The sequence below is a fragment of the Pseudidiomarina aestuarii genome (assembly GCF_048263735.1).
GTDB lineage: Bacteria > Pseudomonadota > Gammaproteobacteria > Enterobacterales > Alteromonadaceae > Pseudidiomarina > Pseudidiomarina aestuarii_B.
Genome location: NZ_JBLXDX010000003.1, coordinates 121132 through 135011 on the forward strand (window position 1 = coordinate 121132; position 13880 = coordinate 135011).

7 protein-coding genes are annotated in these 13880 nt (G+C 45.6%); 4 read left to right on the plus strand and 3 right to left on the minus strand.

Translation table 11 applies throughout. The annotated features are described in order from the left end of the window. The first annotated feature begins 62 nt into the window (after positions 1-62). A complete protein-coding gene (locus ACN0S4_RS07715) occupies positions 63-3821 on the plus strand; it encodes a hypothetical protein (protein WP_417657104.1) in 3759 nt (1252 codons plus the stop codon). 937 nt (positions 3822-4758) lie between these two features. Here the strand turns inward: ACN0S4_RS07715 and ACN0S4_RS07720 are convergent. Together ACN0S4_RS07720 and ACN0S4_RS07725 are read right to left on the minus strand one after the other, a co-directional pair. Beyond that, complete coding sequence (locus ACN0S4_RS07720; protein ID WP_417657105.1) at positions 4759-4989, minus strand: DUF2188 domain-containing protein; 231 nt, start codon at positions 4987-4989, stop codon at positions 4759-4761. A gap of 776 nt (positions 4990-5765) precedes the next feature. Beyond that, positions 5766-6659, minus strand: a complete 894-nt coding sequence (locus ACN0S4_RS07725; protein ID WP_417657106.1) for a hypothetical protein — start codon at positions 6657-6659, stop codon at positions 5766-5768. Between the two features lie 100 nt (positions 6660-6759). Here ACN0S4_RS07725 and ACN0S4_RS07730 point away from each other — a divergent pair, with 100 nt between their 5' ends. Further along, positions 6760-7374: a hypothetical protein gene (locus tag ACN0S4_RS07730; RefSeq protein WP_417657107.1), complete on the plus strand. Its 615-nt coding sequence runs from the start codon at positions 6760-6762 to the stop codon at positions 7372-7374. A gap of 517 nt (positions 7375-7891) precedes the next feature. Here ACN0S4_RS07730 and ACN0S4_RS07735 read toward each other — a convergent pair. Beyond that, positions 7892-8374, minus strand: coding sequence for a hypothetical protein (locus tag ACN0S4_RS07735; RefSeq protein ID WP_417657108.1), 483 nt, complete (start codon positions 8372-8374; stop codon positions 7892-7894). 225 nt (positions 8375-8599) lie between these two features. On the opposite strand from ACN0S4_RS07735, the gene ACN0S4_RS07740 reads away from it, so the two are divergent. Next, on the plus strand, positions 8600-9157 hold the full coding sequence (locus tag ACN0S4_RS07740) for a hypothetical protein (RefSeq protein WP_417657109.1): 558 nt from the start codon (positions 8600-8602) through the stop codon (positions 9155-9157). Between the two features lies 1 nt (position 9158). Next, the gene (locus ACN0S4_RS07745) at positions 9159-13880 is read left to right on the plus strand and encodes an RHS repeat domain-containing protein (RefSeq protein ID WP_417657110.1); all 4722 of its coding nucleotides are present in this window, start codon (positions 9159-9161) and stop codon (positions 13878-13880) included.

Genomic DNA, 13880 nt, shown 5'->3' on the forward strand with positions numbered 1-13880 from the left:
GATGAATTCCGGCGTTCGGATTTAAAGAAAGTTGCCGACAATTACTGCGAAGGATTTTCAACATGCGCATAACAGCAACCCATCTCACACAGTGGTCAGAAAAGCGTGAAGCCCAGGGGATGCTTCCTGTATTGGTGAGAAGATTGATTTCGGCAACAGCTCGTACTACGGCACTTGTTATGCCGGGCGGCGACTCGGTCAATATACCTGGCTGGGACGGTGTTATAGAAACGGCAGAGGGAAACCCTTGGGTTCCGAGTGGAGTCAGTTATTGGGAACTAGGCACTTCAAAAGATCCGGCTTTAAAGGCAACAAGTGATTTCAAAAAACGTCTGGAACAGATTTCCAAAGCGGATGCTGCTCGGGCCATCTTCGTTTTTGTGACTTCTCGTCGTTGGCCTGGAAAAGACGCATGGAGGGAAAGAATGAGAAGACTCAATTCTTGGGCTGATGTTTGGGTGTGGGATGGAGACGATCTCGAAGCCTGGCTGGAAACCTCTCCGGCCACCGCGTTGTGGTTGGGTATTCAGTTAGATATCGCCGGTCACGGCATAGAGGCTGTAGAGAACCACTGGGCGCACTGGGTCAACCAATCCAAACCGGTTGTAACAGCCTCTAATTTGTTTGTCGGTCGGGAGGAATCCAGGACTTCATTAGAGAACAGCATCCAGCTGCATGAACCGTTGATTTCTGTTATGGCTGACAGCCAGTCCGAAGCCGTTGCCTTTGTATGCGCGCTATTGATTGAAGAAGGATATTCCACACGCGCCGCCTGCGTAACCTCAGAAGAAGGCTGGCAATTTGTCGATGCTAACCCTGGCATTGAAGTGGTAGTCATCACCGATAACCGACTGAGCTACCATCGTTCCCCGCGAAATGGAATTAGCTTAATCGTCCCTATGGCTTTTGGAGATCAGGCTTTCAATCTCATGGGCATTGGTGGAAGAGCGATAGAGCAGAAAACTATAGAGCTCCGACGTCCAAAGCCTGATGAATTCGAGAGATCTCTGATTGAACTGGGTATAGCAGCATCAGATGCTGCCCGATATGCTCGTACAATGGGAAGATCGTGGACCGTTTTTCGCCGTTGGCATGCGCTTAATCCCGCCATCAAGAAGCCGGAATGGATCGAGGCGGCCGATTCCACAAGCCTGCTTATTCTGACTCTCGTAGGTGCCTGGAATAGCGCCTCAGATGGTGACAAGGCTTGCATCTCAAAGATTGCCAACCGCGCTTATGAGGACATCGAAAACGAACTACTGCGACTAGTCGCCCTCGATGATGCGCCCGTGATAAAAATCGGCTCCCTATGGAAAGCCAAGGCACCGCTAGAATTGTTGTATCTCATAGCCCCTCGGATAACGAGCGATATATTGATGAGATTCTTCACGGTCGCCAGGGCTGTGTTCGAAGAGCCTGATCCGGCCTTGGATCTCGAGGAAGATAAGCGTTGGATGGCTTCTATCTATGGCAAGGTTCGTGAGCACTCAGGTGTTGTGATGGAAGCCATGGCGGAGTCAATTGCGAAATTGGGTTACTTTTCTGATAGTGCGGGCTCAACTGTTATCAGCGACCATGTGAGGCGCTTCGTTGGTCAGCTTCTTGAAGAGGCTAGCGGAGAGCGCTGGCTTTCAATTTCATCTTTTCTAAGATCATTCGCCGAGGCCGCTCCCGATGAGTTCCTGCGTGCGCTCGAAAACAGTTTGCACAAGCCTGACAAACCGGTTGCTCGGTTAATTACAGAAACACAATCATCGGGGGTATCTGGCCGCTGCTGGCATGCCTCCCTGCTTTGGGCACTGGAGTTGTTGGCGTGGTACCCCGTCCGACTCGGCCGAGTGGCGAATATCCTTGCTGAACTGTCTGATATCGAAGTAAACGGTAATTGGGGCAACACACCGTTCGATTCATTGGTTTCTCTTTTTCGACCATGGTACCCACAGACGGCAGCGTCGGTCGAACTTCGACTTCGTGCAGCCAGAAACATAACCGAGCGACATCCTGAAACAGCTTGGAAACTTTTGTTGGCATTGCTACCAGGGCGACACGATGTAGCTTCACCTAATGCAAAACCACAGTGGCGCGACGATGACGCTGGCGTAGGCGAAGTTGTCACCTATGGAGAAATAGAGCAGCTCGTACTTCCAGTTGCAAATTTATTGCTCGAACAAGCTCAGGGAAATGCCAAACGGATTGCCGATTTAATACCAAAGATTGATGAACTGGATACGAATTTCCGTGACGAAGTCATAGCATTGGTTGTCAGCGCAAAAAGCTTCCTCGATGAAGACCGGGAAATTGTTCGCAGTGCAACCAGGGAATTCCTGAACTGGGAGAACTCGTTTAATCAGGACGGTAGCCGGCATGATCGCTATTCAGCCGATGCACTGAGACCATTATTCGACGCTCTCTCCCCCGATGATTTGGTCATCCGACATGTCTGGATTTTCTCCAATTGCTGGGTGGGGCTTCCTGATGGATGGGCGGAAAACCGCGAAGAAGCTGACAAAGTGAGAGGGACATTGCGCACCACGGCAATTCGGGAAATATATGAAAATCTGGGTTGGCAAGGTATCAACAAATTAGCCAAACAATGCGAGGATCCAAGACTTGTGGGCTGGGAACTTGTCAAGGAGCCATTTCAACGCATCGATGTGTCAACATGGTTATGCCGATGGTATGTCAACTTGCAAAACACTTCGTTTTCCGACTCATTGACCTATGGGGTACTGCATGCGGTTCAGCAAGAAGAATGCATTGATTTCCTGCAAACATGCCTGCACCTGCTTGGGGAGCAAACTGAATCTCCAGAGAAAGTATCTGGGTTTATATCCAATGCTCCCCAATTCATGGCGTTATGGGAGCTTATTGAAAGCCAGCCGCCAGCGGTTCACGATCATTTTTGGTCGATTGTCAGACCATCCTACATCCGATCAGACAGCGATCATTTGTCTTTCTGCTTGGAAAAGCTGTTGAGCGCTGGCAGGCCACTTGCCGCATTGGAAGCCATGGGAGATCGCGCAATCGAACTGCCAGGTGAACTACTGATCCGAATGCTTAAGGGGATAGCTTCTGACCAAGAAGACGCTACTGCTTATGTACGGTCTTGGCATATCGCTCGTGTGTTCGAGGCGCTTTCCAAAAGTGGCTGCAGCCAATCTGAGTTGGTCAGCCTGGAATTCGCTTACTACCCGATTCTGGAAAATGACAAGTATGGGGTGCCCCATTTGATGGCGGAGATATTGAGCGTACCAGAATCATTCATGGAACTGATATGTCTTGCATTCAAAGCTCGTAACGACGAGCGCGAACCGATATCAGAAAACCTGCATGCAGCCGCGGAAACAGCCGCCTCTTTGATCCGCCGTGGACGCGGTGTTCCGGGAAGAAGCTCTAACAGAGAAATTGACAGAGAGTTATTTTTCTCTTGGATCAACAGAGTCCGAGATCTGGCAAAGGTGAAAGATCGAGAAGTTGTCACCGACCGGACGGTGGGTGCCTGGCTTTCCGACTGGCCACTGAACAAAAAATTAGAGTGTTGGCCAGACCCTATCATTGCTGAGCTATTGGATCGGGATGACTGTGAAGACATCAGACGAGGTTTCCATATAGGAGTACATAATTCCCGAGGTGTTACCTGTCGTATGCCATATGACGGCGGAGAGCAGGAGCGAAAGGTTGCAGAGGAGTTCAAGCGTTTCTCCATTCAATGGAAAGATTCAAAACCCAACGTTGCTGCAATGATCGAAAGCCTTGCCAGATCATACGAACAAGACGCCCGGCGTCATGATGAAGACGGATTATGGGCCCAAGAGTGTTAAAGAAGGTTAATATATTAAGGACTCAATCACACTTGGATAGGAATGAAAAATTTTGAACGATTCTCGTGCCGTAGATCATAGTTAAATGATGCGCATACAGTGAATTTGATCTAACAGTCATCGCTCTCTTGAAGTAACAAATTCCGAGATCATTAAAGACGCTCTATTAAAGATATGGCAAGCTTTGAACATGTCGATGTAACTCATAAAGTGCAATCAACGACCCACAAGCTAGAACATCCAAAGGAGAGTTTCCATTCAGAGATTCATGTTTGTTGTGTATCCACTCAACCCTGTGTTTGTTCTGGAGAAATAATCTACGTAGCACTCTATCGCAGCTTAAAATGATAGATATCCGTGCACGTTGGTCAGATGTGAGCCGGCTCTGCAGATATTTGTTAGATTGGACTAGAACCTGGTTTGGCAGGCCCTCCAAAATATCAGACCACAATTCAGTTGTTATTTCCCAGGATTCAAATACCTTTAACACTGCTAGCAGAGCAGCTTGGTCGTGCTCAAGCTTGAAAGTTTCGTTCCGCTGTTTGAATTCTATCGGATCGACAGAGAGTAGACTGACCATATCTTAAGCTCGTAGTTCGCAATTCTTTAAGGTTATATGTATGACCGACAATTGGCAAGTTGGTGAATCGTTGTCAATCTTGTTTGAGTATTTCTCTAAGTTCGTGCACTTTCAACTCACGCTGGGTTCGATCAGTTGAGTTAACTTGTCGAAGCTCCGGAAAGACTACCAGATTACCTAAACTTACAGATTTGGCGATAGCTAAGGCAACTCGGTGCGAATGAGCTTTTCGACTAATCACCTCAGAATCAAGGCTAGATGAGCAGTTCAACGCCTCTGCGAGCATGTTTCAGTTGAAACCGCTTAGATAAATCTTCAGAGTTTATGTTTAAAACGTAAATTTCCTAAATCTTCGTCTTATCCTTCTGTTGATTCAGGGTCATTCCCATACGAATGTTTAGCTCTTATCCTCCCGTTATCAGACCGATGTATTGACACTTCAGACCTGCTCTTTTTTGCCAATTCTCTCGTCTGATTGAAAGCATCGGCCTGTGTATCCGCTACTACACTTGCTCGGGATGCGCTTTGTCGTTTACCGCGCCACTTGCCATCTGCACCTTTGAAAACATTAAAATCATCGTCAGCCATCTTAATAAACTCCCCAATTAGCTTTACTGTGTACCTAAGTACATATTGGGCGGCTGGTTAATAAATCAACAATAAAAATATTATAACTTTGTTTTTAATGAGATTGTTTTTTCATTGAGCTATAAAAAGCTATCCGTCGATGAGGCTTTAGAATGCAAAAAAATATATATCAGACAAATTCAAGTAAGGAGCTAGCGTGGACTCGAAGGAAATTAAATACCGACTCATTGAGAAAGGCTTTGATCAACAAATGCTAGCTGACGTTTTGAATTGTTCATCAAGCCTTGTCTCGAAAGTGATTCACCGAAAAGCACGATCGCAGCGTGTAGCACGAGCAATTGCAAAGTCTATCTCACTGGATGTATACGAGGTATTTCCGGAGCTTGAGGGCTCAAAAACCATGAATAAAACGCTTCGAAATTCCAAGATGAAAGAGCTCAGATTGTTGCTGAGCCAAGACTGATGTACTCAAAATATTGTCATACAATTGAGAACTACTCTCTGCTATTTTCAGGATGGGCGCCATTTTAGTGGATCGTAGAACGTTATACTGAAAACCTTGTTAAGTTCAATTATAAGAGTGGGTACAAGTCTAAACGAACAAAAACTGATAGTGATAAATATTATTCCTCGATCAAAACTGACGCCTATTGAACTAACCGTCAAGCTTTTGACCGCAATATCGGTACTTTAAATTGGCTTAATAATCTGCACTATCGGATCGTGATAAGCATGATCGGGAGTACAAAAGTCTTTTGTACTCCCGATCACAAATTTTATTTTTGAGTCACAGTACATTGAGTTGAGCTAGGATTGCATTCCATATCGGTTTCTCCATTTGAGATTCTAATGATTAAGTTTGTCATTCTCACAAAATTGAGACTACTAGAGCCGCCGCTGAATGTGTAAAGTCGACTCTGATCTTCGAGGTCTTCGGTTGAATCTGGTAGTATATTTCCTTCGGAATCGGTTGAGGAATCATCAACGTACTCCATTGCTAGAGAATCATCTTCTTCCAGAATCAAGTCATCAATTCGAAATTGTGTCATCGAGCCATCTTCAAATTTGAAGATGATGCGGATCTCGAACAATTCCCCAATCTCTTCACTCATAGCTGTTGACGTTACTACGCTAGCTAGATTCGCTAGAAAAATTCCAGATGCAGCCGCAAAATCGTAGTTGTAATCATATAAGTAATCATACATAACTTTCTGTGCAGACGGGCTATTCACTGTTTCGTGAGCACTTTCGATTAGTCCCATTGGTATATTAATTGGTCCTACTGCCCGTCCACTCGCAGAGTACTGAGCTGCTAACTGTGGGTCGTTAGCTGCAATCATAGTTTTTAGATTTTGATAATCATTGAACAGTGCGTTTTCTTGAGAGCTTGCTGTAACTTGCTGTGCTGGCAGTACTTGGTAACTCGGTAATCCGGGTTCAAAATTTCGAATGACAGTGTACTTAGTAACTCTCTCACGGTAAAAGTCGATTACTCTTACGTCGGCATAATCAGTCTCATCTGAAGGAACCGCAGAAATAACTGCCTGCTCTTCCTGATATGAAGAGCATCCATTACAAACAATTGTCGCATTTGTAGCTGCATGCGTCGGTGTGGCAAAACAAAAAAGCAAAGCAAAACCCAATAGAGACCATACAAACCTCATATTCATACTAATATCCTTTGGTATTCTAATGTAAATATTTATGTGATAAAGTCGCCGCCATGCTATCAAAGAGAAAAGTGCTCGTAAAGAGTGATTGGAGGGCAAGTTGAATACAGAAAGCTTTGAAAATTATTCCAAAAATTTGATTTTTGGGTTTTATTTAAGTATCGCTACGCTGATTACTTTTCCAATATTCTGGTATCAAACTTATGGCTTGTCGGTGCCGCGAGTCGAATTTGGAAATGAGTCTAGGTTAATTATTTCATCAATATTGGTATTTTTTGTTGCTTTTTTTGAGTGTCTTGTATGGCGGTATTTTACTGTGACTCTGAAACACAGGAGTGACTCCTTATCTGCAGTAAAATGGGTTAAACGATTCAGTGGCATTACTAATCTATTTTATCTTTCTGTAATAATTACTCTTCTATTGGGGTATTTAGACTTCAAAGAGTACAATACTATTGCTTTTACAGCCCTAGCTATAACAGTCATAGTTTACGCTTTGCGTTATCTAGTAATGTTAATCACAGCAATAATTCTTTGGTTCAACAAAAAACATATCGATACAAATATAAAATCGATCGCAATATTAATGATCGCCGTTGCTCTGATTCATTTGTCAGTGGTTCTAATGCCAATCACGCTGATCGCGACTCCCATGCTTATGGCGAGTATTGGTCTGTTTTTCCGAAAAAACGTTAACCATCAAGACCGCAAGTAACTTAGATCTTCAACCATAATTAGCTCTTATGAAATGTATTCGCCTCAGACTATTCTAATCTCAAGGATTTCAATGGTTTGGGGCTTTTTCGTATAGAACTATTTGTCGAGACATAATTAAGAGCAGATGGGACATTTTATCGACCAGGATAAAGTCTCATTAACTTTGAACTCGAACAGACACATCTGCCATTCAATTTAGCTGACGAAAGAAACACGACTCTTGTTTCAAGAGGCCACCTAAAGCGAATCGAGCTATGAGTCTCGTTACATGGAATATTAAAAATCACTCATTCAAATAAAATTAATTGAATTTATGTCGGGATTTGACAATAAGTGCGTACTTTTACACCACTTCCGATCGAGTTCTTCCATAAAAAATCTCCAAACGCGTAAATTTTTGGATACTAAATATTCCCCGAAACTCCAACCAATTGATACCTAATACTCGTCCGCATATGAGCGCGCACGCCTACAGGCAATATTTTACAGGGCCTGTGAAGTGCATCATTCAAGTTTTATTTTTTGCAGCTATTATGGGAATTGACAACAAATGAGGCATTTAGAAAGCATCCAGCCTCGAGCTTTATTTCCACCATACCGCGCGGACGATCAGGGTCTGCACATTCGTCGATGTAACTCTTATTTGGTGCAAGGTCATAAGCAAACCCGCTTGCATCCTGAGACTCTTCACAATCGGAATATACGATATACTCATTCATGACATTCTTGGTCCATCGACGGCGTGTCAATTCATGATACTTCGCCGCGTGATTGTAGTACCTCAATAGTAAGAAAGCCGTCGCAAATACAAGCAATATAGCTAGGTTTTCCGGGCTCTTGAACGTCAATTCAAAAATCAAGCCATTCACCTTGGATAGCTCGGCTTCAGAAATGTTCATTGCTATAAGAACTAATGAAACAACAATCAACGATCTCCGACTAGAGGTCAGGCGGGTGTCTTCTAACATTTCATTAAATTTATCTTGGTTTGCTGCCAAAATCATCTCCCCTCAAACCATGCTCTTTCCAAAATGAAGAATGACCTGAAGTCAGGTGCAAAATAAGATATTCCTGAGTCTACACCAAAAGTACATAAGATCTTCGAAGATTATAAACCGTGCCATAAATAAAATATTTTATAATATTTACACTTTGACTCATTGCATTTACATAATGTTAACGCTATAACCATTAAATAATTATACCCACACCGCAAGGAGGCGATGATGTATCGTCTATTAGGTTTACTACTGGTTAGTGTTAGCTTTACTGCGCATGCAGATATCAAAGGAAAAGTGGAGACGATACAAGAGCAGCCCGATGGCTCTATTGAGGTCACCGGTTGGGCTTGCGACGAATCGTTGCAAGCCCCCGTATCTATTCATCTTTATCTTGGTGACCCTGAAAATATTGAAAACCTCTACGCATCAACTGCCGCACAGCTGAAATCCCCTTCAGAAGCTGTCAAGGCGTGTCCAGATAACACCGCAGCAGGCTCTGGATTTGTATGGCGCCTAAACGCGCTGGAAGTCCAACAAAATCGTAACGAGCTACTCCATGTCTTTGTCATTGACGACGCTGGACAACGGGTAGCGTTGACCGGCTCCGGCAAACATCGACTGCACGGTCAGTCCCAATCACTTTTGACAGAGCAAACAGCAACCGGGGTGACCTACTTACATACCGATATGCTTGGAAGTGTGATTGGACACAGCAATGCCACTGGCGATATCACCCAAACAACCAAATACAAGCCTTACGGCGAGCACGAGGATAACTAAGATGAAACGGACCTTCACCACGCTTACCCTCAGTGGCTTAGTACTACTCGGTGCAACTACAGATGCACAGGCTCGCTCCGACAAAGAGCGCGAAGAAATCACCGCCATGTTGCTACAAGCCCAAAAGGCAAAGAAGCCCAAACCTTTCGCGGTACTTGCTGAAGAGCCAATGATGCGCTCGATGTCGATCTTTAATGATTCGTCGGCAAAACTATCTACCGAGCTCGCATTGGCACGCATGGAAGTGAAACAGCAAATCACACCGGAAACGACCGATCTCTTTGGCGACCGCGTTGATTTGAATTCAGGTAGTGTTAGCTTTGAGCATGTTGATGTATCGCTGCGCGGCAATAATGAGCTTCCGGTAGAAATCCGCCGCACATATTGGGGCTCCAAGAATAACTTCGCCAACAATCTCAGTTTTGGTGATTGGAACATTGCGATTCCAAGTATCACGACGACCACAATGGAGTACGATAGTCGACTCCCTTCAAAACCAAAGGTATTAAGCCATTTACCCAATTGCGGTGAATTGCCACCTAGCTATGTAGATACGCAATTCGCTACAGTTGGTGCGAAGCAGTACTGGAGTGGCGACACGCTGGACATTCCCGGTGTCACCAATCAGAAGCTACGCCAAGGTGGTTCCGGTATGAACCCACGCCAGGCGGACAATTGGAAGGTAACTTGTTTATCTGACCGCTATGGGTTTGAAGCGGTTTCACCAGAGGGCGTAACCTACACATTTGATGTGGTCTCACTGACACCATCAACCTATATCCCCGTCAATCAAGAAGCCGACATCTTCAATCCAGATTATGATGCGATTGAATTGATGCGCACCTATACATTGAACGTACAGGTCAGCCGAATCGAAGACCGCTTTGGAAACTGGGTGGACTACAACTACGACGCAGCGGTACTAGCCTACGGTATGGCTAGCAACTTCATTTCCTACTCTAACAAGCTTACCAGTATCGAATCGAGTGATGGCCGAGAAATCAACATCAGCTACGAAAATGGAAGCGGTGGCGAACGAGTTAGCAGCATTAGCGCCGACGGTAAGACTTGGTCTTATGATTATACTACTCGGTATGATGGGATAGACGAATTGAATAAGGACGTCTTGATTGAGGTCACTCGACCCGATAGCAAATCATGGACGTTTGATTTGGCCTTTCATACCTATGGTGGCTTCATTGCCAGTACAGGTACAAATGATTGTGGCTCGTTAAGCACGACGTCCAAAGTTTCCACCATCACGCATCCTGAAGGCGCGGTCTATACGCTGACGCAACGGCCGACACAGTTTGGTATGTCGCAAATCCCGCAAGGTAGCAGTCGCTGTTTTTCCAACTTGGCGGTGATCAAGAAGGAACTTGATTTCAACCTCCAAACCTTAACTTGGAACTACAGTTACTCTCAGAACGCTGGTTCTCCAAAGCACACCACGTTGTCGACGCCGCAGCCGGCCGCTCTCAGTGGTTTACCGTTCACACCCACCGGTTACGCATTGATGGACTTGCGCTCGACTACGGTCGTTAATCCAGATGGCAGCAAAACACTACATGCATTCAACCGAAGTCACACGCCGTTGGAAGGCAAAGAAGTTGCGACCTATTGGTTTGATACCAATACAAGTACGTTGTTACGCTCTCAAGTCACTTCATTCACTCAAGTTCTTAAAGCTGGTGATGTTCGCCTTGAATCTTGTAAGCCAAACGTATACCCGCTGCAGCAACAGGCGCCATGTTATAACCACGAGCACTTTGCCAACAACGATTTGCATAACTACCATGCATATCCGAATGTACAAACCACAAAGTCTCATGATGGTGGAGTTGCGACAACATTCACCACGACTTACAGCAACTACAATGCTTATGGCAAACCACTGTTAACCCATGAGCAAAGCAGCAATGGCTCTCGATATATTCGTCAGACGTATCAGCATGATACGACCCAATGGATTATCAATCTGCCGACCAAGACTGAAGTGTCGAGCAACAACAGTACTTGGACAACCGTGAATCAGCAAAGCTATTACAGCGCTGCTCATGCGAGCAACCTACTGCCGTATCAAAGTACACGCTATGGTCAGCTCCAAAAAACGTCGACGTATCACAGCTCTGGATTACTGAAACGCGAGACTCTCAACGCGCCTGGCCGATATGTTGAATTCAATAACTACGTCCGCGGTATTCCGACACAAATTCTCATTCCGAAGCGATATACAAGCGGCTCGGAGACTGCCTCGCAGACCGTCAATACACGCGGCGAAGTCACCTCGGTCGCCAACTTTAATGGTCACACCACAAGCTATGGTTATGACGTACTAGGCCGTGTAACCAGTATCACGCCTCCGTCGCCATGGACAGCGACCACGATCACTTACACTTCCAGTGGGGATACTTTTATTCAAACCCTAACTCGCGGGAGCTATCAAAAGCGCATTGAGATGGACGCGCTTTTTCGGCCAATCTTGACTCGGGAGCGAGATACCAGTCTCAATATTAATCGGTATTTCCGACAAAGCTTTAATGCTTACAACAAACCGACTTTTACCTCTTATCCAAGCGCCTCAAGTGCTGCGAGTACCGGTATGGTCAGCACCTATGATGGACTTCAGCGTCCACGCTTGCACTACAGTAATGTCGACTCCAGTGGCACAGAGCATACTTACTTGTCAGGGAACCGAGTTCGTGTCGAGGATGCACGCGGAAATCTAACGACCACAACCTATCGCTCGTTCGGTGCACCAGAGCAAGAATTACCAACGCTGATAGAGCAACCACATGGCGTTACGACGTCCTTAACCTACAGTTTGTTCGATCAGCCGGTAACGATTAGCCAAGGTGGGCAGACGGAAACTCGACGCTACGATGCGCAACAGCGACTCTGTCGATTGGTTCGCGCGGATGTTGGACATACTGCTTATGCATACAACGCACTGGGTGACATTACATGGGAAGCACCTGGTGCCTCAGGGAGTTCTTCCGCTTGCAACGCAACGAGTGTGCTAGCCGCTGAGAAAATCAACTACACCTACGATAATGTGGGGAATGTGCGTCAACAAAGCTTCAGTGATACCAGCGGTACTCGCACTCATACTTACGACGCGCAAGGGCAATTGACCCAGCTCACTTCGGGCTCAACTTCGTGGGCATATACATACAACAGCCTTGGTCTTGTTGAAAGTGAGACGCTTGCAATTGATAGCTTTAACTTTGTTCTGAACCAAGGCTACAACACTGCAGGTCATCTGACGTCATTGGTGTATCCATCTGGACGGACCGTAAGTTTTAGTCCAAACGCGTTTGGCGAAGCACGACAAGCAGGAGTCTATGCCAGTCAAGCGGTCTATCACCCGAATGGACAACTGGCGAGCTACCAGTACGGCAACGGCTTAAGTTTCAGTCAAACCATGGACAGCAAACAGCGTCCGTATGTACGCACCATCAGCGACGGCGCTGCACTTTTAAAGCAGACCTATAGTTACGATGACAACCACAACATCACTTCAATTATCGATGGTGTGACTTCTGGGAACAGTGTGACTGGGTTGGTCTACGACAACCTCGACAGGCTGATTGAAGCTGATGGTTACTGGGGGCAAGGTACTTTTAGCTACGATACGTTGGGTAATATTACCAGCAAGCAATTGGGTAGCCAGAGCCTCAGTTATACCTACAACAGTCAAAAGAAGCTAACAGGTGTCTCAGGAAGTGTCAGCCGTACTTTTACCTATGACACCCGCGGTAATGTTACCAATAATGGTCAGCGTAGCTTCACCTACAATCGCGCTGGTCGTCTCGCCAGCTCTGGAACCGCAGACTATCAGTATGATGGACATGGTCGTCGAATTAGTAAAAATATTGGTGGCGCAAAGTCTTATAGCCTTTACTCGATCGATGGTCAGTTACTCAGTTCTTACAAGAGTGGCGGTTATACCGATTACTTCTACCTCGGTAAGAACCTTGTCGCCCAATACCAAGACCCAAATGCGCAGACTGATCCTGTTGGCTATACGGGACACTTGCGAGACGACACGTTGAATCTTTCTTATATGCAGCAACGTTACTATGACCCAGTTATCGGTAGGTTTTACTCGAACGATCCTCTCGGATTCAGCGCTGAGTCACCGATGATGTTCAATCGATTCGCATATGCGTTTAATAATCCGCTCAAGTTTGTAGATCCCGATGGACGGAGCTCTGTAGATTTCAATTCTCTATTTCCTCAATCTGAAGAGCGACGAATTGTAAACAATATGTACAATAATGTGGTACATGCGGCACAAGAAGCCCCAAGATACGCAATTAGCTCAGCTGGAACAGCTGGTGTAGCTATTGGGCAATCTACCATGAGAACTTCTGGGGATATTGCTACCGTAACTGGGCTTATACCAGGAGGACAAGGTGTCGCAGCATTTTTTTCCGTTCTAGACTTGATAGAGACTGGAAGCATTTCCGCTCTGGGTGGTCTTGCTGCAGGTGAGTCCACAGCCATGCTTATGGAAAAGCATAAATTCGGGGAAACTGCGAAATTTCTTGTATCAGTAGCAGTCTCTGCGAGGGCGTCTGAAGGAATCGAGTCACACGAAAAATCTTCACTCAATCAATCTAATTCAATACTAAATGAGGGCTCTGGAAGCGTTCCAGTTTACAATATTGAAGGTAGACTAGATTCGTTAAACCTGAATCAAGAACTTGAGAAGCAATAA